This is a genomic window from Streptococcus toyakuensis, from assembly GCF_024346585.1.
GTDB classification, from domain to species: domain Bacteria; phylum Bacillota; class Bacilli; order Lactobacillales; family Streptococcaceae; genus Streptococcus; species Streptococcus toyakuensis.
The window spans coordinates 1695060-1719919 of sequence record NZ_AP024523.1; the positions used below are offsets into that span (position 1 = coordinate 1695060).

Sequence of the window (24860 nt, forward strand, 5' to 3'; positions counted from 1 at the left end):
GCCCCAACCTATATGCAATTTTCTATAAGCCATGTTTTGTTCCAGAAGTGACTAGGACCACTTCCTTTGATAATCATCTGTCTACCACTAACAGCCTATAGCTGATAGCAGTCAGAGTACTACGTTCGTTTCCGTGCACTCCATGCCCCGACCGAAATTTGGGTTGCTAGCTTGAGGGGTTTACCGCGTTCCACTCTCTCCGTTTCCAGAAAGACTCCGTCACTGTGGCACTTTCAAGCCTACTCTGACCTATCCGAAGACTTAGCCATTTCAACTGCCGTAACGATTTCTCGTCCCTAGGCTTATGGTTTCGCCTAGCACAAACACTACAGGCATCACAGCCTGTGCTAGCATGGACTTTCCTCATGAAAAGAAATTCTCCTCACGCGATTATCCAAAAATTGCACTTTTCAAATAAGCTCTTATAAATCAGAGTTATCCAAAATTTGTTTCCCAAATACTTCTTTCTCAAGACGATTCAAACGTTTCAAAATATCAAAATTCGTCATAGAGCTTGTAGTTGCCGCTTCAAGAGATTCTGCTTGAACTGGTGAAGCCTTCGGTTTACGAGACAATTCTTCCTTCAACTCTGCAATTTCTTGACGGAGAGACTTGACTAAGGCAGCATAAGTTTCATAGTCCTTGATGACATCGTCCAAAAATTCATCAACTTCAACCTTACTATATCCACGAACTTCACGTCCAAACTCTTGCTCAAAAATATCTTTTGCTGAAAAAATAATACTTGCCATCTCTCTCTCCATTCTCGGTTTCTAATAGTATTATTATATAAAAAAAGGCAAACAAAAATCAAGGTCAAAGCCTTACTTTTCAGAAAAATTTTCTGCTAGCTCATTTAAGTCTTCAAACGTTAACCTTTTTATGCGATAACCTTCCTGATTTTTCATCAAATTGTCTATAAATTTTAATTTGGTCTCATTTTCTGAGTCATAGAAAAAATAAGCTAAGTCAGTATTTTCCAGCAAAAATCGTTGGTAGTCTCGTAGTTGCCCCATATGTTCATATTTAGGATAGGCATATTTGACAAAATCGACCTGCTTAAATTGGCTCAGTTTCATCTGATTGCCTTCATTCCAATTTTCCCCATGGGTTTCAAAAGCAAAAATGGTGGCCAACTGGAAACCGTATTCGGTCTTCATTTCCTGAGCAACCTCTAAAACCCAATATTCAAAGCCCAAAGTCCCTGTAAATACAAGCCAAGTCACCCCATCTTCTGCCATAGCTTCTAAATCCCTACGTATCGCTTTTTTAATCAATTTAAGACGAGGATCCTTGTCAGAAAACAAACCCAAGTCAAAATTAGAATATCCCATAATTAAAGCTGTAGTCATTTTTACACCTTTCTTTCTATTTTTATGGTATAATAGAGTGATGTTATTGTACCAATAAGGAGAAATATGGTCAACTATCCTCATAAAATTTCATCAAAAAAAAGCCAAACATCCATTTCTCAACCAAAAAATTTCGCAAATCGAGGAATGACTTTTGAAAAGATGATTAACGCTACAAACGACTACTATCTGACGCATGGTATGGCAGTTATCCATAAAAAGCCAACGCCTGTTCAGATTGTTCGAGTAGACTATCCTCAACGTAGTCGAGCCAAAATTGTAGAAGCCTACTTTAGACAAGCTTCCACAACAGATTACTCTGGCGTATATAGAGGACATTACATTGACTTTGAAGCCAAGGAAACGCGGCAAAAAAATGCTATCCCAATGAAGAACTTCCATCTTCACCAGATTCAACATATGGAACAAGTTCTAGAACAGCAGGGCATTTGCTTCGTACTACTTCATTTTTCTTCTCGACAAGAAACTTATTTGTTGCCAGCACTTGATTTGATTCGCTTTTATCATCAAGATAAGGGCCAAAAATCAATGCCACTTGGATATATTCAAGAATACGGATATTTAATAAAGCAAGGAGCTTTCCCTCAAATTCCCTATCTCGATATTATCAAAGAACGTTTACTAGGTGGTAAAACAAGATGAATAAACAAACTATTCTGCGATTCTTAAAGTATATTGGAATTACATTTCTTACCTTATTTATCGCATTATTTCTATTAGGTGGAGGTGTCTTCCTCTACTTTGTTAGCAAGGCTCCAGCCTTATCTGAAAGTAAATTAGTTGCGACAACCTCTAGCAAGATTTATGACAACAAAAACGAACTGATTGCTGACCTTGGATCTGAACGTCGCGTAAATGCCCAAGCAAATGAAATTCCTACTGACTTAGTCAAGGCAATTGTGTCTATCGAAGACCACCGTTTTTTTGATCATAGAGGTGTTGATACTATTCGTATCATGGGAGCAGCATTGAGAAATCTACAAGGAGGAGGTCTACAAGGTGCCTCAACCTTGACACAACAATTAATTAAGTTGACCTATTTCTCAACTTCCACTTCTGATCAGACCATTTCACGTAAAGCCCAGGAAGCTTGGTTGGCTGTTCAATTAGAACAAAAAGCCACAAAACAAGAAATCCTGACCTACTATGTGAATAAAGTTTACATGTCTAACGGAAACTATGGAATGCAGACGGCTGCCCAAAACTATTACGGCAAAGATTTGCGAGAACTATCATTACCTCAACTTGCCCTACTAGCAGGAATGCCACAGGCTCCGAATCAATACGATCCCTATTCTCATCCAGAAGCTGCCCTTGACCGTCGTAACTTGGTACTTTCAGAGATGAAAGGTCAAGGCTACATTTCTGCCGAACAGTATGAGAAGGCTATTAATACCCCTATTACTGATGGACTCCAAAGTTTGAAATCGGTCAATAGCTATCCAGCATATATGGACAATTATCTCAAAGAGGTTATCGACCAAGTAGAACAAGAAACTGGCTATAACCTTCTAACTACTGGGATGGATGTTTACACAAATGTAGACCAAGAAGCTCAAAAACATCTGTGGGATATCTACAACTCCGATCAATACGTCTCTTACCCTGACGATGATTTGCAAGTCGCATCTACGGTCGTAGATGTTTCAAATGGTAAAGTCATCGCACAACTTGGTGCTCGTCATCAAGCAAGTAATGTTTCATTCGGTACCAACCAGGCCGTAGAAACCAATCGTGACTGGGGATCATCAATGAAACCAATCACTGACTATGCTCCCGCTTTAGAATATGGAGTCTATGACTCTACTGCTTCTATTGTACATGATGTCCCTTATAACTATCCTGGCACTGATACTCCACTCTACAACTGGGATCATGTCTACTTTGGAAACATTACAATCCAGTATGCTCTTCAACAATCACGAAATGTCACAGCCGTTGAGACTTTGAATAAGGTCGGTCTAGATAGAGCTAAAACCTTCCTTAATGGTCTTGGTATCGACTATCCAAGCATGTATTATGCAAACGCCATTTCAAGTAATACAACTGAATCCAACAAAAAATATGGTGCTAGCAGTGAAAAAATGGCCGTTGCCTATGCTGCTTTTGCCAATGGTGGTATCTACCACAAACCAATGTATATCAATAAAGTTATCTTTAGTGATGGTAGTTCAAAAGAATTTTCTGATCCTGGATCACGCGCCATGAAGGAAACAACTGCCTACATGATGACAGAAATGATGAAAACAGTATTATACTCTGGTATAGGTCGAGATGCTTATATTTCATGGCTTCCACAAGCAGGTAAGACGGGTACTTCTAACTATACTGATGAAGAAATCGAAAAATATGTCAAAAACACTGGCTACGTAGCTCCAGATGAATCGTTTGTAGGATATACTCCTAAGTATTCTATGGCTGTATGGACTGGATACTCAAACCGTTTTACTCCAATAGTTGGAGATGATTTCCTAGTTGCTGCCAAAGTTTATCGCTCAATGATATCGTATTTATCAGAAGATGAGCAACCTGAAGATTGGACGATGCCAGATGGCCTGTTCCGAAATGGCGAATTTGTATTCAAAAATGGAGCTCGCCCAATATGGACTGAACCCTCTACTCAACAATCCTCAACAGCTGAAAGTTCAACTACACAGGCAAGTACTACGATTGGTCAACAACCCAATAATGCTCCAGCAACCGATCCTAATCAAGGACAAGCTGTTCAACCGACACAACCAGTACAACCAACGCCACAAAATCCACAAGTTCAACAGCAACCACAACAGTAAGATAAAAGAAAATTCTGAGAATAAAGGCTCAGGATTTTTTCTTCAACAAAATAGGATCTATCATATCTAAAAGCGATGATCGGCACCAATTCATTTTCGATAAACCAAAAGAAGTTAGCGAATAACTAACTTCTTTTTATCTTATTTCACATGTTTTGCGAGCTCTTCTTGCGCTTTTTTATTGGATTCTTCTTTTTCTTTCATCCATTTATCTTGAGCTTTTTGGTATTCATCTGCTGTGACTGCCTTGTCTTGAAGTTCAAGGTATTTATACAAGAGTGGCTCACTTGTACCTTTATTTCCTGACAATGCAAATGGTATTGTAAATGGTACCATCTTAGACAAGATTGGACGCCCTGTACGAGATGTAGTTGGAATAATCAAAGCACTATCTGTCAACCAAGCTTGGGCCGCAGCGTATTTATCATATCGTTTAGAAACATCTGTAGCCTCATCACCAGCTTCTGTAACCAATTTTTCGTAGTCATATAGACCTACTTTTTTAGCAGCTACATTATCTTTCCCTGAGTCAAACCCTAAATATGTTTTAGTACTTTCTCCTACAGATGGTTTGATAATATCAAGGTAGGTTGATGGATCGGCAAAGTCAGGACTCCAACCGACATTATCTGATAAATCCCAGTCTTCGCCAGCAGCATTTTCAGCAAAATATGTAATATTGTTTACTTCGTCTTTTTGTAGTTGTTGAATATCAATAATAACATTATCAGTTCCTAAAGTTGCTTCCAAGGATTGTTTCATAGATTGGACGCGCTGAACTTTTGTAGTTGCTGTTTGGTCAACAGGCATATCTAGATGAATTGGGAATTGTACTCCCTCAGCTTGTAGGGCTGATTTGGCTTTAGCAAATTCTGCCTTGGCTTTCTCAGGATTGTAAAGGCCATCCTGAGAATCTGCAAGATTAACATCCTTCCATTCATCCCCATAAGTGACCAATTTCTCTTTGACCATATCGCCAAAGTTTTTACCATCTGCTTGGACAAATGTTGGTGGAACAAAGAGATTACGTAAGATTTTGCTTGCTCCAGTTTGTCCATTCAACTGAGAGGCATAGGCTGTACGGTCAAATCCGAAAGCAATAGCCTGACGGAAATCCTTATTTAAGAGAGCCTTTTTAGTAGATGTCTTTTGTTCTTCGCTGGTCTTAGATGTGTACTTATAAGATTGGCGATCAATATTTGTACCAACTATATAAGTCGTAGAGTCTTGTTGGGTATATACAATATTGTCTTTCATCTCTTTCTCAAGCTCTGTAAAACTTGCATTTGTTGGAAAGAGACGAGCTGCCGTAAAGCTTCCATCTTTAAAGTTTTCTGCTGGTTTGCTGGTATCTTGACCATCCCAGAATGACAATTTGACCTTATCAATATGTACATTATCCTTATCCCAGTAGTTCGGATTCTTCACAAATTCAACAGAGGATTTAGTCACAAGAGATTTCAACAAATAAGGACCATTATACAAGAGACTACTTGGATCTGTTGCTTTGGCAAAATCATCCCCTTTTGAGTTCAAAAACTCTTCATTAACTGGCGCAAGCACACCCATGGTTATTTTAGAATTCCAAAAACTTTCTGGTTTGTTCAACGTGTATTGAATCGTTTGATCGTCAAGGGCTTTAATTCCAACTTGAGAGAAATCTTTATTTTCCCCTTTAGCATAAGCATCCAGACCTTTGATCGAATCTTGTACCAAGTAAAGAGCTTCTGATTTCTTATCCGTTGCATATTTAAGTCCTGTCACAAAGTCCTGAGCCTTAACAGGAGCATACTCTTCTCCTTCGGATGTGTACCATTTTGCGTCCTTACGAATAGTGTAGGTGTAAGTCAAACCATCTTTAGATACTGACCAGTCTTCTGCCAATGAAGGAATAAGGTTCCCGTATTTATCATTTTCAAGCAATCCGTCAATCACATTACTAGTAATATCAGATGTTGAAGCTTTACCAGTTGTTAAATAATTAAGATTATCAGGATCTTTCTCGTATGTAAATGCAAAAGTCTGCTCACCTTTAGCACCAGAACCACCAGAACAAGCAGCTAAAACACCCGCTGCTAATAAAGTCACTCCCACAAGAGCCAATACTTTTCTTGTTTTCATAGTCTTCTCCTTTGTTTTTTTATTCATTATAGACCCTTTTTCTAATCCTGTCAATACAATTTTCAGAATTTTTGAAAATTATTTTTTAAACAATAAGGTTGTAAAAATATGAATACTATCAAAAAACCTCGACTACACTAGGTAGTCAAGGAATGATCAATCATATTACTAAATAGCTACTGTAAACAGTTTTAGTTGTTTAATCTAACTCATTTCTTACACACTGCAAGGCAGCTCCGATTACCTGGTGCATATCGTAATAACGATAATGTCCTAAGCGGCCACCAAAGATAACATTGCCTTGCTCATCAGCCAATTTTTTATATGATTTATACAAATGATTATTACGATCATTATTAACTGGATAATAAGGCTCATCACCTTTTTCCCATGTTTTAGAATGTTCTTTAGTAATGATCGTCTTTGCTTGATTCCCAAACTCAAAATGTTTGTGTTCAATAATGCGAGTATATGGGGTATCTGAATCTGTATAGTTCACAACTGCATTTCCTTGGTAATTCTCCATATCCAAGGTCTCGTTTTCAAAACGAAGACTACGGTACTCTAGTTCACCCAACTTATAGTCGAAGAATTCATCAATCATACCAGTAAAGACAATCTTAGGGAAATCCTTCATATATTGCTCTTTATTCGCAAAGAAATCAACATTTGTTTCTACATCAATGTTTTCATGATCCAACATTTTTTCAACTATTTGAGTGTAACCACCAATTGGAATCCCTTGATAGGTATCATTAAAATAGTTGTTATCATAGGTCAGACGTACTGGCAAACGGCGAATGATAAAGGCTGGAAGTTCCGTAGTTGGCTTGCCCCACTGTTTCTCTGTATAATCTTTGATTAATTTTTCGTAGATGTCTGTACCTACAAGAGAAATAGCCTGTTCTTCCAAATTTTCAGGAGTTTTGCCATTTAAAACAGCACGTTGCTCATCAATCTTAGCCTGTGCTTCTGCTGGCGTTACAACTCCCCAAAGTTTATTGAAGGTATTCATATTAAAAGGAAGGTTATAAATCTCACCCTTATAATTAGCAACAGGGGAGTTTGTGTAACGGTTAAATTCTGCAAACTGATTTACATAATCCCAAATCTCCTTATCAGAAGTATGAAAAATATGAGCACCATACTGATGAACTTGAATTCCTTCCTCTTCACGAGTATAGATATTACCCGCGATATGATTTCGTTTTTCAATGACTTTTACTTTTTTTCCTTTTAGGGCTGCTTCATGGGCAAAGACTGCACCAAAAAGACCAGCACCAACGACAAGATAATCGTACATAACTCCCTCCTTTTATTTTTAACAAACTGTTGTAGCAATTGTACAAGATGGATAACTTTAATCGATGTTACAATTGCATGTTTTACATCTCAAGTCCGTACTTCTTGTCCATAAGCTTCTGTCAAAAGGACCTTGCTTTCTTGCTTAGATTTTAAAACATCATCCACACCAAATACGATATACGAATGAATATCAATCATTGTGTCTTATTTTCCTTCCATCACATCATTGATTGCAGCCTTGACTGACTCTAAACTGCTATCACTTATCTCCATCATGTAAAGGTTGCTATCAGGCATGGCATAGGATGGCAAATCCATACGCCCTGTTCCTTTAAGATCTTGCGAATTAATCTTATAAGTTCCACCACTCTCAAGTTGGGCATTGGCCAGGTTCATCATGGTTTCAAGTGGCATATTGGTTTGCACGGAATCTTGTAGACCCTTTATAATACTGTCATAATTTTTCAAAGCTTCTGTCGAAGTTAACTTTTGCAAAATAGCGACAATAACTTTTTGCTGGTTACGACCACGATCTCGGTCTCCATCTGCCAATGAATAACGCTCACGTACAAAGCTAAGAGCTTGCTCCGAGTCAAGATGAACATTCCCTACAGGATAGAACTTCCCATTTGTATGAGCAGTAAATTCTTGATCATTATGAACATCAACTCCACCGAGAAGATCTATTAATTTCAAGAAAGAAGTGAAATTCAAACGAGCGTAATAGTTCAAGTCAATACCGTAGAGATTTTCCAGTGTATGAATGGAAGCATCTACTCCATAAATCCCCGCATGGGTCAACTTATCTTTTTGGTTGTTACCACCATCTGCAATTGGAACATAGGAATCACGAGGTGTCGTTGTCAAGAGAATCTTTTTAGTTTCGCGATTAACTGTCATAATGATATTGACATCAGACCGAGAAACCGAACTGATTGGACCGTAAGTATCAATTCCACTGATATAAACGTTGAAACTGTCACCTTTGACATCTTTTGGAGTTTCAACCGTCTTGGTTAACTCTTTGGTGTAGATTTTCTTAATCTTTGAAGCATAGTCAGGATATTCCGATTCGATAATGTTTTCAAAGACACTGTTTAGAATGATTGCCTTTGTATCACCGGCTAGCAAGCTCTTATAGGCCGCAAGATAGGAGCTACTTTCTTCGACTGTCAATTCCTTATTTTGATTAGCCTTAAGATCATTCATCAACTGTTGGATATTATCCTTATCCGTCCCAGTAGGTCCCATCACACTAGTTACCTGACTGATATTCTCAATTGGACTATCTGCTAGCACAGCAATACTCATCGAATAATTTGAGTAATTCGATGTTGCATTCAGGCGACTGGTAAATCCAATGAACTGCCCTACAGCAAAGAGAGAAGTACCATTGATTAACACACCAAGTAGTAATAAAATCAACGTTAGATTTTGAACTTTCTTTGACCGAATTAAAAAGAAGCACAAGATAGCTAAGGCTACAATTAAGACAGTGACCACTATATTGAGATATCGGAAGGCTAGCATATTATACTTGAAAATCAAAAACAACAAAAAGACTGCTAGTAATGCATAGATAGCTAGCAACCCCCAACTAATCAATATTTTTGTTTTACCCTGACGAGCTCGCTTAGAAGATCTACTCACGATATACCTCTATTATCAATTTTTATTTCATTTTATTATATCATAAAAAAATACACTTGTGAGATAAATCCGCTTAGGTAAGGCGTTTTCATCTTCTTTCCGAAACATTCTTTTTGATTTGCAAACAATTACATCAATAAATTTACTATATAAACATCAAAAAGGTCCCTTACGGAACCTCATTCATCTTTATTTAACATGATTTTCTGCTTCTTTTTGAGCTTTTTCGATTGCTTTTTTACTTTCTTGCTCCCATTTAGTCTTAGCTTCTTCATACTGTTTGGTTGTCACAGTATCTTTTTGCAGTTTCATGTACTTGTAGTTATTGCCATCACCCTTGATGCCGACCAGTGAATAGCCTCTTGTAAATGGCGTTACTTTGGTTACAGATGCTGTACCACCACTTGACATTGCTGACATAATCAGAGAATTGTCAATCATCCAAGCCTGTGCTTCAGCATATTTTTCATAGCGTTTGGCTACATCTTTATTTTCGCTATCTGCATCTTTGAGCATCTTGGTGTAAGTATCAAGTCCCAAGCTAGCAATCTTAGCTTTATCTTCTTGAGCATCTAGACCAAAAATCTTGAGATAGAATCCATCCTCTGTATTGAAAGGATTGAGGTAAGTTGATGGATCTTGGTAGTCACCTACCCAACCATCAAAGTTCAAATCATAGTCACGATCAGCTGGCGTTGGTGCTAAGAAGGCTACGTTATTAAAATCATCTGTTGAAAGTTGCTGAACATCAATGACAATGTTATCAGCACCTAAAACTGACTCAAGGGTCTGCTTAACTGAGTTCATGCCTGTCACAGCATTTTTACTTGTTTGATCAACAGCTACATCCAAGTGAATAGGGAAAGTCACACCTTGACTTGCCAATTCTTTTTTAGCTTCCGCAAATTTTGCTTGGGCTTTTTCTTTGTTAAAATAGGCATCCTGAGCATCTGCCAAGTTAATACCTGACCATTCTGTGCCATAGTTGACCAATTTAGAAGCGACTACTTCTCCAAAAGTCTTGTCTCCAACTTGGACAAATGTAGGAGGTACTAGGGTGTTACGAAGGGTCTTGCTAGCCGCTTCTTCCCCATTTGACTGAGCAGAATAGGCTGTGCGGTCCAAGGCAAAGTTCACCGCTTGGCGGAAGTTCTTGTTCAAAACAGCTGTCTCAGTTGACTTCTTCTGCTCATCTGTTGTCTTAGCAGTGTGATTGTAGGCCTTACGGTTGACGTTAAAATTGAAATACCAAGAAGTCTTGTCCTGCAAGCTATAGACGATATTATCCTTATATTTCTCCTTGGTCTTAGCAAAGTTAGAACTATTTGGATAAACACCTGCGATTGAATAAGCTCCACTTTCAAAGTTACGGATGGTCAATTCTTGGTCTGAACCATCAAAATAGGCCAATTTTACGTGTTCAATCGATACTTTGTCATGATCATAATAATGCGGATTTTTCACATACTCGATCGATGATTTTGATGTGAAATCTTTTAACAAATAAGGTCCGCTGTAGAGAATGCTATCTGGAGATAGGGTACCAAAATCTTTCCCTTTTGAGTTTAGAAACTCTTCATTCACTGGGAAAAGAATACTGTTGGTTGTTTTTGAGTTCCAGTAAGGTTCTGGGCGCGCCAAAGTATACTCAACAGTCTGGTCGTCAATGGCCTTCACCCCAACCTTAGAAAAGTCAGAATCCGCTCCTGTAATATAATCATTCAAGCCCTTGATTGAGTTTTGAATCAAGTCAATGGCCTGGGATTTATTATCCACTGCGTATTTGATACCTGTCACAAAATCTTGTGCCTTGACTGGGGCATACTCTTCACCGTCAGCCGTAAACCATTTGGCATCTTTTCTCAGTTTATAGGTATAAGTCAGACCGTCGCTTGAAACAGACCAGTCCTCTGCCAAAGATGGAACTAGGTTTCCGTGGTTGTCATTTTCAAGCAAACCATCAACTAGGTTAGTAATAATAGCTGTATTATCAGCGTAGTAGTCTAATAAGTAGTTAAATGTAGTTGGGTTTCCACTAAAGGTTGATGAGTAAGTTTTTGTATCTGAACCTGATTGTCCGCAAGCAGTTAACAGCAAGGCAGCTGCAACAGTCAGACCTGCACTAAGGATACGCTTTTTTGTAGTCATCTTCTTTCTCCTTTATGTTAGTTTTTATAACATAGGTTTATTTTACCAAAATAGTGGGAATTTGTAAAGTTAATTGAATTTCTAGAATGAAAGTTTATAAACTTTAGTCATAAAAAAACAAAGGATTTCTGTCTTTCATACAGTCCTCCCTTGTTTTTATGCGATTTATCATTTAAATATCAATGAATTAACTGATAACCTAACGAAAGCAAGAATCTCATTCACGTTATTTTATGTGCTTTTCTAAATCCTTTTGATACTGAGCATTCGATTCCAGTTTTTCCTTTTGCCACTTTTTGAAGGCCGCATCATACTCTTTAGTTGTCACAATATCATTTTGAAGTTCCATTCCTTTAAAAATAAATGGATCCCCCTTAATACCGACCTGTGAATAAGCTTTGGTAAATGGAACAGTACGACTAACCATAGGAGAGCCCCCTGAAGAAGCAACTGGAATAAGAAGTGAACTATCAGTAACCCAAGCCTGTGCTTTAGCATACTTTTTGTATCGTTTATCAAGATTACTTGTCTCAGAAGCCGCATCATCCAAGAGCTTCTTGTATTCATCCAAGCCAACTTTTGCCACAACTTCAGGATCCTTGCCCTTTGTTATACCTAGATGTTTCAAGGCAGAACCCTTCTTAGCATCTAAAATATTGAGATAGGTTGCTGGATCTTGGTAATCTGGTCCCCAACCTGTTCCGTTCAAATCATAATCTTTTTGGGTTGGAACTTTAGCTTGAGAAGTAATACTTTCCTTCTCATTATCTGTCATTTGAAGAACATCTATAATCACATTCTCCGTTCCAAGCGTTTCTTCAATTGATTGTTTTAGCGAATTGGTTTGTTGCACCGCAACTACATCTGTCTGTTCTACTGGCACATCTAGATGAATCGGGAAAGTCACTCCCTTAGCTTGCAATTCTGACTTCGCTTTTTCAAATGCAGACTTGGCCTTTGTTGGATTGTAAATTGTATCCTTACCATCTGTGAGAGTCACATCTTTCCACTGTTCTCCATATTTCAGTAGTTCATCCTGAGCCAACTGTCCGAAGGTCTTCCCAGCTACTTGAACGTAATTATCTGGCACTAGACTATTACGAATAATCTTATCCGCACCCTCTTCACCGTTTAATTGAGCTGTATAGGCGTGGCGATTGAAGGCAAAATTAATTGCTTGACGGAAGTTCTTATTGAGAAGAGCTTCTTTTGTTGATGTTTTTTGTGACTCATCTGTTTTAGCTGTTTTATTGTAAGACTGGCGGTTTACGTTCACAGTGAGGTAGTAGCTTGTTGCCTCTTGTGGACTATAGACAATCTTATCTCCGTACTCTTTCTTAGTTGACTCAAAGTTTGAGCTTGCTGGAAAAAGACGTGCAGTGGTATAGGCACCTTGTGTAAAGCTACGAATTAAGGATTCTTGATCTGAACCATCATAGAATGTCAATTTAACATTATCAATTTTGACATTGTCCTTATCCCAATAGTTAGGATTTTTTTCATATTCAATCACAGATTTAGAAATCAAAGATTTCAAAAAATATGGGCCATTGTAAAGAATACTTGATGGAGTTGGCGCTCCGTAATCCTTGCCTGTTGCATTCAAAAATTCTTCATTTACAGGAAGCATGGTTGCTGTGGTTACTTTAGAGTTCCAAAAACTTTCCGGTTTATTAAGGGTATATTCTACCGTATAATCATCAAGAGCCTTCACACCTACAGTTGAGAAGTCGTTTGTCTCACCACTAACATAAGCCTCCAATCCTTTGATGGATTTCTCAACCAAAGAAAGACCATCGGATTTTCCGTCTGCTGCATGCTTTAATCCGGTGACAAAATCCTGAGCTTTAACTTCCGCATACTCTTCTCCTTCTGAAGTATACCACTTCACACCTTTACGTAGTTTGTAAGTATAAGTCAAGCCATCTTTAGAAACTGACCAATCCTCTGCTAGAGAAGGAATGAGATTCCCATATTTATCATTCTCTAAAAGACCGTCGACGACATTACCTATTACGTCAGAAGTTGAACTTTTACTTGTAACGCTATAATCCAAGGATGATGGATCAACAGCATAAACATAAGAGAATGTTTTGGGAGCATCTGCATTCTTTTCACTTTTCCCACAAGCTGTTAAAAGAATGGCTGTACTCAAGGTCACTCCTGCTCCTAAGAGCCACTTTTTCGATTTCATAGGTAATCTCCTTTAAGAAAGTATTTTCACTATTATACCTTATTTTTTTATAAATACAAGAATTTTAGTGCGATTTGTTAGAAAATTCTAACAAATATTTTTAAAAGAGTTTTTTACACAACTTTTAGCAAAAAACCTCAAACTCTAAGGCTCAAGGTTCTCACTTTTTAGTTAGTCATTTCCACACAGAAAGCATCCCATGGAGCTAAGCTTTGTTTTTCAAAAACTTCCTGAGCCACGGTGTTTTCAATCAAAACCGATTTGACGTTTCCTTCTACGGTCAAGTCTTGCTCTTCATTGGACAAGTTAGCCAAAACTAGGAAGCGACGGTCACCGTCCTTACGGATATAGGCAAAGACCTTATCAACCGTATCAAGCAATTCAAAATCAGCTTGAATCAGCCAGCTATTTTCCTTACGGATTTGAACCAGTTTCTGATAGGTATAGAAAATAGAATCTGGATTTGCCAGTGCTTCTTGAACGTTGATTGCTTGATAGTTTGGGGTGACTGCCAACCAAGGTTGACCTGTTGAGAAACCAGCGTTTTTGCTCTCGTCCCATTGCATAGGGGTACGGGCATTGTCACGTCCAATGACACGGATACTTTCCATGATTTCGTCCATCGGCACACCTTTTTCAAGAGCTTCACGCGCATAGTTGAGGGATTCAATATCTTCTACTTGGTCCAGTGTTTCAAACGGATAGTTGGTCATCCCAATCTCCTCACCTTGGTAGATATAAGGAGTTCCTCTCATGAGATGAAGCAAGATGGCAAAGGCTTTGGCAGATTTTTCGCGGTATTCTTGGTCATTTCCCCAGATTGAGACGATACGAGGAAGGTCATGATTGTTCCAGAAGAGCGAATTCCAACCGTCCTCAACTCCTAATTCTGTCTGCCATTTGTTAAAAATTTCTTTTAACTTAGCGATATTCAGCTCTTTTTGATAATGCCATTTAGGCTGACCTTCCTGATACTGAAGACCGATATGTTCAAAATGGAAGACCATAGACAATTCTTGCCCCTTTGGATCCGAGTAGAGCTTGGCAATCTCTGGCGTTGCTCCCCATGTTTCCCCTACTGTCAAGAGATCCTGATCTCCAAAGGTCGCCTGATTCATCTCCTTGAGATAAGGGTGGAGCATAGGACCATTATTGACTACTTTCTCATCAGGAATTTTCCCAATCATGTCGATAACATCCATACGGAAACCGCCAATGCCTTTATCAATCCAGAAGTTCATCATCTCATAAATTTTCTGGCGAAGTTTTTCATTTTCCCAGTTGAGATCAGGCTGTTTCTTACTGAAAAAGTGGAGATAGTATTGACCTGACTTTTCATCGTATTCCCAAGCAGAACCACTAAAGATAGAATCCAAATCATTGGGTTCATCCCGCCAAATATAGTAGTCACGTTCAGGGCTGTTAGGATTTTCACAGGCCTCGACAAACCAAGCATGTTCATCTGAGGTATGATTGACCACCAAGTCCATGATGATACGAATATCACGTTTCTTAGCTTCTGCGATCAGTTGGTCCATATCCTCCATGGTCCCGAAAATAGCCGCAATCGCTTGATAATCAGCAATATCATAGCCATTATCATCCATAGGACTGTCATAAACTGGAGAAAGCCAAATCGCTGTAATTCCTAACTTGGCTAGATAGTCTAACTTACTGGTAATTCCTGGCAAATCGCCAATTCCATCTCCGTTGCTATCCATAAAGCTCTTAGGATAAACTTGATAGACTACGGCATTGTGCCACCATTTTTCTTGCATCTTCTTACCTCATTATTTTAATAATCTACAGTCTATGATAGCGCTTTTCAGATTTTTATGCAAGCGTTTGCCTAATCTTTTTGATTCCTTTTTTAACTCCATAGTTTCCTAACTTCCATTTTTTTATTATAATAGAGGTCAGAGGTAAAAAAATGAAAAAACAAGCTTTTAGTTCTGAACAATATTTGAATCTACAGCGCGACCACATTTTGGAGCGTATTAACCAATTTGACGGCAAACTCTACTTGGAGTTTGGTGGCAAAATGTTAGAAGATTTCCACGCCGCTCGTGTCCTTCCTGGTTATGAGCCTGACAACAAAATCAAGCTCTTACAAGAATTGAAAGAGCAGGTTGAGGTTGTGATTGCTATTAATGCTAGCAATATCGAGCATTCCAAAGCACGTGGTGACTTGGGTATTTCTTATGACCAAGAAGTTCTTCGTTTGATTGACAAATTCAATGAATTAGGAATTTTTGTTGGCTCCGTTGTCATCACACAGTACGCTGGTCAACCAGCTGCAGATGCCTTCCGCAACCAACTTGAGAAAAACGGAATTGATTCTTATCTTCACTATCCAATCAAAGGATATCCGACAGATATGGATCATATCATTTCTCCAGAAGGAATGGGAAAAAATGACTACATCAAAACTAGTCGCAACTTGATTGTCGTAACTGCTCCTGGACCTGGTTCTGGAAAATTGGCAACTTGTATGTCAAATATGTACCATGACCAAATCAATGGTATCAAGTCTGGCTACGCTAAATTTGAAACCTTCCCAGTTTGGAATCTTCCCCTTCATCACCCAGTCAATTTGGCCTACGAGGCTGCTACAGCTGACCTTGATGATGTCAACATGATTGACCCTTTCCATCTCCAAACCTATGGAGAAACCACTGTCAACTACAACCGTGATATCGAAATTTTCCCAGTGCTCAAGCGCATGTTAGAACGCATTCTAGGTGAATCTCCATACTCTTCACCGACAGATATGGGGGTCAACATGGTTGGTTTCGCTATTACAGATAATGAGGCTGCTATCGAAGCTTCTAAACAAGAAATCATCCGCCGCTACTATCAAACGGTCCTTGATTTTAAAGCCGAAAAAATTGGCGAAGCTGCTGTCAAGAAAATTGAGTTACTTATGAATGACCTCGGTATCACACCAGCAGACCGTAAGGTTGCTGTTGCTGCACGCCAAAAAGCTGAAGAAACTGGCGGACCAGCCCTATCCCTTGAATTGCCAAATGGGGAAATCGTCACAGGTAAGAACTCAGAGCTCTTTGGCCCTACAGCCGCTGCTCTTATCAACGCCATCAAGAAATCAGCTGACATCGCTAAAGAAGTAAAACTAATCGAACCTGAAGTTGTCAAACCGATTCAAGGTCTTAAAATCGATCATCTGGGTAGCCGCAATCCACGCCTTCATTCAAATGAAATCCTGATTGCACTTGCTATCACAGCTACAGAAAATCCTGATGCTGCTCGTGCTATGGAAGAACTTGGCAACCTCAAAGGAAGCGAAGCCCACTCAACCATCATCTTAACCGATGAAGACAAGAATGTCCTTCGTAAACTAGGGATCAACGTAACCTTTGATCCTTACTACCAATACGACCGCTTGTATCGTAAATAAAGATTTGAACCTCTCCACCCTCGGAGAGGTTTTCTCTCTGTCTCAAGAGCTGGCTTTATGTTATAATGAAAGAAGAAAACTGAAAGGATTTACCATGTCAAAAGAAGTTATTGTTGAAAGTTTTGAACTTGACCACACCATTGTTAAAGCACCCTATGTTCGCTTGATTGGGGAAGAAACAGGACCAAAGGGAGACATCATCTCCAATTATGACATTCGCTTAGTACAACCCAATGAAGACTCAATCCCTACCGCTGGTCTGCACACTATCGAGCACCTCTTAGCCAAACTCATCCGTACCCGCATTGACGGTATGATTGACTGTTCACCATTTGGTTGCCGCACAGGTTTCCACATGATTATGTGGGGGCGTCACACCAGTGCTGAAATCGCGGCCGTCATCAAGGATTCGCTCAAGGAAATCGCTGAGACTACTACTTGGGAAGATGTCCCTGGAACAACCATCGAATCTTGCGGAAACTACAAGGACCACAGCCTCTTTTCTGCTAAAGAATGGGCTAAACTCATTCTAGAACAAGGAATCTCTGACGATGCCTTTGAACGTCATGTCATCTAATAATAAAAAAGAAACCAGCTTTTGAACTGGTTCCTTTTTTTATTTTCAAAATCTTGATTTAGGCTTTTTCACGAATAACTAAACCACCATCTTCCATATCTGCTTCCAGATGTTTAGCATCTAGGTGATCCAAGTGGAAGTCTGTCACCTTATCCCGAATTTCTTGTTCAACCACGCGACGGAGTGGACGAACACCCATGACTTCGTCATAACCTTCTTCTGTGATATAGTCCTTAGCTGCTTGACTGACTACCAAGTCAATGTCTTTCTTAGAAAGCGTCTTGTTAACTTCAACCAACATAAGGTCTACAATCTTAGAAAGATCTTCTTTGCTCAAGTGTGAGAATTCGATGACAGCATTGAAACGGTTAAGGAATTCTGGACGGAAGTAAGGTTTCAAACGATCCATCAATTCTGGTTTATCAGCATCTTCTGTCAAGTTAGCTTCGTAACCAAAGCCTGCGTTTGAAGTTGCGATTATCACCGTATTCTTGAAGTTGACAGTGTTACCTTGACCATCTGTCAAACGACCATCATCCAAAACTTGAAGGAGAAGGGTGATGACTTGAGGGTCAGCCTTTTCAATTTCGTCGAGAAGGACGATTGAGTATGGATTGCGACGGACGCGTTCTGTCAAGGTATTGTTGTTGTCATCGTAACCAACATAACCTGCAGTTGTACCAATCAATTTAGATACGGCTGTGCGGTCGCTGTATTCTGACATGTCCAAACGGATGATAGCATCTTTCGTTCCGAACATATCAAGAGCCAATTGTTTAGCCAACTCAGTCTTACCGACACCAGTAGGACCTACAAAGAGGAAGCTACCGATTGGACGGTTACCTTCATCAAAACCAGCACGGTTACGACGGATAGCTTTTGCTACTGCTTCAACGGCCTTATCTTGACCAATAACTTTCGTCTGCAAACGATGACCCATATCTTTCAAACGTTCGATGTCCGTAGCCCCCATTTGAGATACTGGAATACCCGTCATACGTTCTACAGATTCAGCCACATCGTTGACACTTGCAGTCACTTTCATATCTTCTGTATGGTTTTCGATTTTCTTTTCCAATTCTGCAATGCGTGTTTTATAGTTTAGAGCTGCTTCAAAATCTTCTGCCTCAACTGCTTTTTCTTGCTTGTCTTTTTCTACCTCAATTTCACGTTCAACAGCATGAACATCTGTTACTGGATGCTGAGCTGCCAAGTGAGCCGCCGTAACATCGACAAGGTCGATAGCCTTATCTGGCAAGCTACGTTGAGGAATATACTGAACAGAATAATCAACGGCAGCTTTTAAGACTTCATCTGGCAAAATAACATTGTGGTGTTGTTGATAGAGATCACGAATTCCTTGAAGGATTTTAAAAGTATCCTCTGCTGATGGAGCATTAACCTTCACTTCGTTGAAACGACGAGCAAGGGCTGCATTTTTCAAGATAGTATTACGGTATTCATCTTGAGTAGTTGCGCCAATCACTGTCAATTCTCCACGTGAAAGAGCTGGTTTCAAGATATCAGCAAGACCTTTAGACCCTTGACCATCACCTGTGCTACCAGCACCGAGAATTTGGTGAATTTCGTCGAAGAAGAGGATAATATTTCCAGCTTCTTTGACTTCGTTTACCAAGTTTTGAATGTTTTCTTCAAAGCTACCACGGTATTGAGTACCAGCTTCAAGTCCAGAAATATCAATAGAAATGATCTCTTTGTTCTTGATTGCTGCAGGAACGTCGCCGTTCACGATAGCTTGGGCCAATCCTTCTACTACTGCAGTTTTACCAACACCAGCATCACCGACGAGAACTGGATTATTCTTTGTGCGACGAGAAAGAATTTCAGAAGTTTCTTGGATTTCTTTATTACGTCCAATAACCGGATCTAACTTACCTTCACGTGCTTCTGCAGTCAAGTTTCGACCTAGTTTTGCAAGGACACCGTCTTGTTTCATACCTGAAGACTGTTGTTTCATTTGTCCATCAGCTTCTGCATTTCCTGGCAATTGACCCGTTGCACGATAGTGAGCGAACTCTTCAGGCGTTACTTCACGGCCGTTAATCAAGTAACGACGGTTTTCTGAACTATATCCACGCATACCACCCATCAATTGGTTAAATAAATCATCCATGTTGTTAAAATTATTAAAGTTGTTGTTCATATTCTTTACCTCTTTTTGTTATTTATTATTACTGATATTGACTATCTTTGACTTTTTCTTTAAAAAATTTAGACTAGCTAAATCGCTACTCTACGTACTATTTCTGGTTTTTCTTTTTCAAGCAGGAGTAGACTATCTTTACTTCTAAAGATTTCTAGATTAAACATAGACCCCACCTCTTTCTATTTTACTTTAAATAATACTCTTCGAAAATCTCTTCAAACAACGTCAGCTCTATCTGCAACCTCAGAACAGTGTTTTGAGCAACCTGCGCTAGCTTCCTAGTTTACTCTTTGATTTTCATTAAGTATAAGTGTTCTAGCAAGGCTTTCATTTACCTTACGTTCATAATATACTACATTAGTCAGAAAAGGTCAAGAGATTTGACTTTAATTGACCAATATTTTTTAGAATGCAAAAACACCCTGAAATATCAGGGTGCTATTCTTACATCAAATACAAAATTGCTAGGGTCAGGAGACTTGCTAGAAGTCCCACTCCCCAAAAGAAGAAGTCAACCTTCCACTCGCTCCAAGGATTTCCTTTACCAGACAATCCTCCAAGCTCAAAATGGTGATGCACAGGCGTCATGCGGAAAATACGTTTGCCACCAGTCATTTTGAAATAACTGACTTGCATCATGACTGAAGTTGTTTCAAAAACATAAACAATTCCGATAATCAAGAGAGTCCATTCTTGGTGGAGGGCCATAGAGATAGCTGCCAGCATTCCACCGAGAGCTAAACTTCCCACATCCCCCATAAAGACCTTAGCAGGCTTATGGTTAAAGACAAAGAAACCAAGCAAACCACCAATCATGGCAAGAATCACTAGAAGAATATCCATCTGACCTTGCACATAGGCAATAACTCCATAGGCAGACAAACTAATCACGACTGAAATACTAGCCAGACCGTCAATGCCGTCAGTCAAGTTGACTGCGTTTGAAAAACCAACTAGCCAGAAAAGGGCGAAGACAATATAGAAAATCCCTAGATGCACTTGGTAACCAAAGACTGAAAGCATATCGCCACCGCGCTCATAGAAAAGGTAGAAAACGACCCCACCTAGGAGCTGAAGAGCCAATTTCTGCTTGGGATTTAGCCCCTCATTGATTTTGCGGAAGACCTTGAGGAAGTCATCTAAAAATCCGATTAAACCATAAAGAACCAAGATGAACAAAATCATTCCCACATTATTGCTGAGTTGGTTACTAAATAGGGCAAGAAAGAAGGCAACTAAAACAGAAGCAATTAAGAAAACCAAACCTCCCATTGTAGGAGTCCCAGCTTTTGCCTGGTGCTGTTTAACATCCTCATGCATCTGCTGGCCTGTAATTTGCGCCTTTCTATAAAATTGGATAAAGGCCGGAATTCCTACTAAAGTTAGTAAAAATGTCACAATTCCAGCACTAATAGAAATAAACATATTAGTCTCCTAAAGTTAATTTAATTTTTTTAATGTTTTTGATAGCTGTATTAGTCCGAACATCTTGCTTCTGAACAACGGAACCTGAACCTTCAAATTCCAGTTCAATATCCAACCATTTAGCAAAGGTCTCGGCAGTCTCTTTTTTCCAGCCATACATGTCTGGAATTTCTTCTACCTTATCCGATAAAAGGAGAACTTGTTGGTTTGGTGCAAGATTGGTCCCTTCTTCTACAGAAGTCTCTTTAATCTTTGTTCCAGTACCTACAACGATTGGTTGCACAATATTTCGGCGTAAGGCTTCCGCCAACTCACCAGGTGAAATATCCTTGATGCTAGGCATTGCATAAGAAGATTCTGTCGTAACTTTATCTAAATTTTTGGCTGGAGATTGAAGATTGAGAGATTCTTTCATAGCTGAAGCCCGCTCCAAGATTGGGGTGGCAAATTCTCCCAACTGGATACCTGAATAATGCTCAGGCTGTTGAACCGTTACATACAAGATAAAATCAGGATTTTCAGCAGGATTCATAGTCACAACTGAGAAAATATAATTGGTAGAACCAACCAAGTATCCTCCATTTTTCTCATCAGCGATTTGAGCCGTACCGGATTTAACTGCTACATTTTGTCCAGGAACTGTTATAATTGGCTTTCCTGTGTAGTGATTATACATAGTTCCATATAGAGGGTCCGTCCCAACTAAGATCATGTGATTTCGAGTTGTGCTTGCTGTCTCTTTGGAAACAGGATTTCCTACTATTTCTTTTTGTGACTTACGTACAGACTGATTGTTAGTATCATAAATAGCACTTATAAATTTTGGCTCCAGCATAACTCCATCATTAGCAATAGCTGTAAAGGCACGAAGCATTTGTGTTTGTGTCACTGAAATTCCTTGCCCAAATGAGCTTTGAGCAATACTAACAATATTATCAGCTGGAAGTTGACCAGCGTATTCATCTGTCAAGCCAAAGCGAGTTGGAACCCCAAATTTAAAGCGTTTTAGATAATCCAACCAAGTAGCATCTCCCATTTTTTGTTCAAGTAGACTCATTCCAACATTACTGGAGTGAGCGAAACCTTGTAAGAAAGTCATCATCCCACCAGTAGTCAAACCTTCATTAACATCCCAATCTCGAGTCGTCACATCCGCCATTTTAAATTTACTGCTATTGAAGTATTCTCCACTTGGGAAGGTATTATTATCAATAGAAGAAGCTAACGTCATAACCTTCATGCCTGATCCTGGTTCATAGTTACTTTGATAAAGAATATCACGCCAAACAAAGTCCTCAGTGATTCCTTCTTTAGTATCTGCATTAAAGGTAGGTCGTTGGGTGGTAGCGAGGATTTCACCGGTCTTTGCACTGACCAAGGTCGCGGTCATATACTTACCTTTTAATTTTTCTAGAAAGGCATCCATCTGAGTTTCCATGAAAGATTGTAGCGGACTAGACAATGTTGTATAAACATCCTTGCCATCCACAGTTTGTTGCGATACCAGTTCTGTACCTGGTACGATATTTCCTACACGGTCTTTTTCATAGGTAATAATACCGTCTGTCCCTGCAAGAATACTGTTCAAGGAACTCTCCATTCCAGAGGTTCCCAGCAAACTCTTGCTGCCATCTTCATTTTCATGGAGCTGAGCTAGTCCGATAAAACTAGAAGCAAATTGTCCATTTGGATAACTTCTGTTAGGGCTAGTTGTAAAGTCAATCCCTTCCACACTAGCATCTTTCAAATCTTTTTTAATCGCCATCATATTGGCATAGGTAATCCCATTTCCTTTTGCACCAAAGGAAACTTGGGTCAGATTTGGTTGAGCTAATTGCTCTTTCACATAAGCTTCATCCATGTCTAAATACTTATGGAAGACTTCAGCTACCTTATTAAACTGCGAATCCTCTACATAAAGAATTTTCCCCGTTGCTGACTTGTATTTTTTATCAATAACAGCATACACGTTATAAGAGGTCGCATCTTCAGCGATAGGCACTCCATTTCGGTCATAGATAGTTCCACGCTTGGCAGGAACTGTTCGGGTTGTTTGGTGAACCTTTTTAGCTTCTTTTACTAAGTCAGTACCAAATATATTACCTTTCGCGATAATATAAGCAAAATTGGCCAAAAAGAGACCAAAAAGGGCAACCGCTACAAAGCTGAGGTACTTACCAACTATCCTACGGTTTTTTGCTGGAGATTTACGATTTTTGATCGCAAATCGGGTTATTTTTTCTTTCCACTGTTTCATTTCTTACTCCGCTGCTCGGATATTTTCGTTATTTAGCTGCAAATCCTTGGAATTTGCAATCTCTTTCAAACGTTCTGAACGAATCAATTCATTGACCTCTTGCTTGGCATCGTCTAGCTCTGTTTTCTTTTCTTCGATTTGAGCATTGACCTTGGTCAATTCATTCTGAACTTGTAATAGCTTGGTCTGCATAAACACAACGCTAATTGCCAGGATAATCATTGTTGCAGCAATCGAAACATAGAAGGCCTTTTCCACACGTGAAAAACCTTTAAACTTCGTTTGCAATAACTGGCTTGTTTTTTCGATTCTTTCTGCCATGTTTTTCCTCTTACTTGTGAATTTTTCTGGCCACGCGCAACTTGGCAGAGTGCGAGCGGTTATTGGCTTCTAATTCTTCTGCACTTGGCAAGATTGGCTTACGGGATACCAATTCCATCTTGGGCTTGAGATCATCTGGGATGAAAGGCAAACCTTTGGGAACTTCCACTGTTGAAGCTTCCTTGAACAATTGCTTGGTCAAGCGGTCTTCTAGCGAATGGAAGGTAATCACTGAAATTCTACCATCTAGAGCCAACATCTCCATGGCCTGCTGGATGGACTCATCTGCCGCTCCCAGTTCATCATTGACTTCAATTCGAATAGCCTGGAAAATCTGCTTGGCAGGATGGCCCTTCTTCTTGAGCTCCTTGGCAGGTTTGGCAGACTTGATAATTTCTGCTAACTCAGTCGTTGTCTCGATTGGCTTGACTTCACGTGCTTGTTCGATCTTACGCGCAATCTGTTTAGAGAATTTATCCTCACCATACTTGAAGAAAATTCGAACCAAGTCATGATAGTCATAGTGGTTCACTACCTCATAGGCTGTCAGACTAGCATCCTGATTCATGCGCATGTCCAGTGGCGCATCCTTTTTATAAGAAAAACCACGCTCACGCTGGTCCAATTGAGGACTAGACACTCCCAAGTCATAACAAATTCCATCAATTTCCTGAACACCAGCTTCGCGCAAACGTGCCTGTAAATGACGGAAGTTATCCTTGATAAAAGTCACCATCCCTTTTTCGATATAGGGTGCCAAGCGTTTTTGCGCATTATCAATGGCATTCTGGTCTTGGTCAAAGGCATAGAGATGGCCTTTTTCACTTAATTTACTTAATAAATATTCGCTATGGCCCGCTCCACCCAAAGTCGCATCAACGTAGATACCGTCAGGCTTTACGTCGAGCATATCAATCGTTTCGTGGAGTAAGACCGTTACATGATGAAATTCTTTTGTCATATCTTATCTATTTTACCACAAATCTGACTAGCTTGCACTAGTCAGACAAATAGGCCAAAAAAAGTAAGATTTCTTTAAGAAATATGTCAAATATGCTTGACATTCTCTCTATAGAAGAATATAATGTAGTCAAATATATACGACATGAATCAGA

At 39.4% G+C, this 24860-nt stretch carries 17 protein-coding genes and 1 other RNA gene; 4 read left to right on the forward strand and 14 right to left on the reverse strand.

The window, feature by feature from the left end:
• Nucleotides 1-20: 20 nt before the first annotated feature.
• The 3 genes from rnpB to STYK_RS08550 all read right to left on the reverse strand — a co-directional run bounded on the left by rnpB (nt 21) and on the right by STYK_RS08550 (nt 1352).
• An RNA gene (gene rnpB, locus STYK_RS08540) (RNase P RNA component class B) lies at nt 21-402 on the reverse strand.
• 20 nt (nt 403-422) lie between these two features.
• Nucleotides 423-752: a cell division regulator GpsB gene (gene gpsB / locus STYK_RS08545; protein ID WP_192855371.1), complete on the reverse strand. Its 330-nt coding sequence runs from the start codon at nt 750-752 to the stop codon at nt 423-425.
• Between the two features lie 72 nt (nt 753-824).
• Complete coding sequence (locus STYK_RS08550; RefSeq protein WP_084925906.1) at nt 825-1352, reverse strand: SLOG family protein; 528 nt, start codon at nt 1350-1352, stop codon at nt 825-827.
• Nucleotides 1353-1418: 66 nt separating this feature from the next.
• Here STYK_RS08550 and recU point away from each other — a divergent pair, with 66 nt between their 5' ends.
• Both recU and pbp1a read left to right on the forward strand, forming a co-directional pair.
• Complete coding sequence (gene recU, locus STYK_RS08555) at nt 1419-2015, forward strand: Holliday junction resolvase RecU (protein WP_033685492.1); 597 nt, start codon at nt 1419-1421, stop codon at nt 2013-2015.
• Nucleotides 2012-4165 (forward strand): penicillin-binding protein PBP1A, encoded by a 2154-nt coding sequence (gene pbp1a / locus STYK_RS08560; RefSeq protein ID WP_261804894.1) that lies wholly within the window; start codon nt 2012-2014, stop codon nt 4163-4165. The genes recU and pbp1a overlap by 4 nt, the downstream gene beginning before the upstream one ends.
• 141 nt (nt 4166-4306) lie before the next feature.
• Here the strand turns inward: pbp1a and STYK_RS08565 are convergent, their stop codons facing one another.
• The 6 genes from STYK_RS08565 to STYK_RS08595 form a co-directional block, all read right to left on the reverse strand.
• Entirely contained in the window at nt 4307-6286 is a 1980-nt protein-coding gene (locus STYK_RS08565; RefSeq protein ID WP_261804895.1) for a peptide ABC transporter substrate-binding protein, read from the reverse strand.
• Nucleotides 6287-6485: 199 nt separating this feature from the next.
• Complete coding sequence (gene glf, locus STYK_RS08570; protein ID WP_261020303.1) at nt 6486-7589, reverse strand: UDP-galactopyranose mutase; 1104 nt, start codon at nt 7587-7589, stop codon at nt 6486-6488.
• 206 nt (nt 7590-7795) lie between these two features.
• A complete protein-coding gene (gene cpsA, locus STYK_RS08580; protein WP_261804896.1) occupies nt 7796-9241 on the reverse strand; it encodes an LCP family glycopolymer transferase CpsA in 1446 nt (481 codons plus the stop codon).
• Nucleotides 9242-9430: 189 nt separating this feature from the next.
• Complete coding sequence (locus tag STYK_RS08585) at nt 9431-11389, reverse strand: peptide ABC transporter substrate-binding protein (RefSeq protein ID WP_261804897.1); 1959 nt, start codon at nt 11387-11389, stop codon at nt 9431-9433.
• Between the two features lie 226 nt (nt 11390-11615).
• Nucleotides 11616-13583, reverse strand: a complete 1968-nt coding sequence (locus STYK_RS08590; RefSeq protein WP_261804898.1) for a peptide ABC transporter substrate-binding protein — start codon at nt 13581-13583, stop codon at nt 11616-11618.
• Nucleotides 13584-13750: 167 nt separating this feature from the next.
• Entirely contained in the window at nt 13751-15361 is a 1611-nt protein-coding gene (locus STYK_RS08595; protein WP_261804899.1) for a glycoside hydrolase family 13 protein, read from the reverse strand.
• A 152-nt stretch (nt 15362-15513) separates the two neighbouring features.
• Between STYK_RS08595 and STYK_RS08600 the strand changes: the two genes are divergently transcribed.
• Together STYK_RS08600 and STYK_RS08605 are read left to right on the forward strand one after the other, a co-directional pair.
• Nucleotides 15514-16998, forward strand: coding sequence for a DUF1846 domain-containing protein (locus STYK_RS08600; RefSeq protein ID WP_070528737.1), 1485 nt, complete (start codon nt 15514-15516; stop codon nt 16996-16998).
• Between the two features lie 94 nt (nt 16999-17092).
• Nucleotides 17093-17575, forward strand: coding sequence for an S-ribosylhomocysteine lyase (locus STYK_RS08605; RefSeq protein WP_000032547.1), 483 nt, complete (start codon nt 17093-17095; stop codon nt 17573-17575).
• Between the two features lie 58 nt (nt 17576-17633).
• On the opposite strand, the gene STYK_RS08610 is transcribed toward STYK_RS08605, so the two are convergent.
• From STYK_RS08610 to rsmH, 5 genes are all read right to left on the reverse strand, one after another.
• Nucleotides 17634-19739, reverse strand: coding sequence for an ATP-dependent Clp protease ATP-binding subunit (locus tag STYK_RS08610; RefSeq protein ID WP_261804900.1), 2106 nt, complete (start codon nt 19737-19739; stop codon nt 17634-17636).
• A 447-nt stretch (nt 19740-20186) separates the two neighbouring features.
• Nucleotides 20187-21167 (reverse strand): phospho-N-acetylmuramoyl-pentapeptide-transferase, encoded by a 981-nt coding sequence (mraY, locus tag STYK_RS08615; RefSeq protein WP_261804901.1) that lies wholly within the window; start codon nt 21165-21167, stop codon nt 20187-20189.
• A 1-nt stretch (nt 21168) separates the two neighbouring features.
• Nucleotides 21169-23424 (reverse strand): penicillin-binding protein PBP2X, encoded by a 2256-nt coding sequence (gene pbp2x, locus STYK_RS08620; RefSeq protein ID WP_261804902.1) that lies wholly within the window; start codon nt 23422-23424, stop codon nt 21169-21171.
• 3 nt (nt 23425-23427) lie between these two features.
• Nucleotides 23428-23745: a cell division protein FtsL gene (ftsL, locus tag STYK_RS08625; protein ID WP_000840795.1), complete on the reverse strand. Its 318-nt coding sequence runs from the start codon at nt 23743-23745 to the stop codon at nt 23428-23430.
• 10 nt (nt 23746-23755) lie between these two features.
• A complete protein-coding gene (gene rsmH, locus STYK_RS08630; RefSeq protein ID WP_000159402.1) occupies nt 23756-24706 on the reverse strand; it encodes a 16S rRNA (cytosine(1402)-N(4))-methyltransferase RsmH in 951 nt (316 codons plus the stop codon).
• Nucleotides 24707-24860 lie beyond the last annotated feature (154 nt).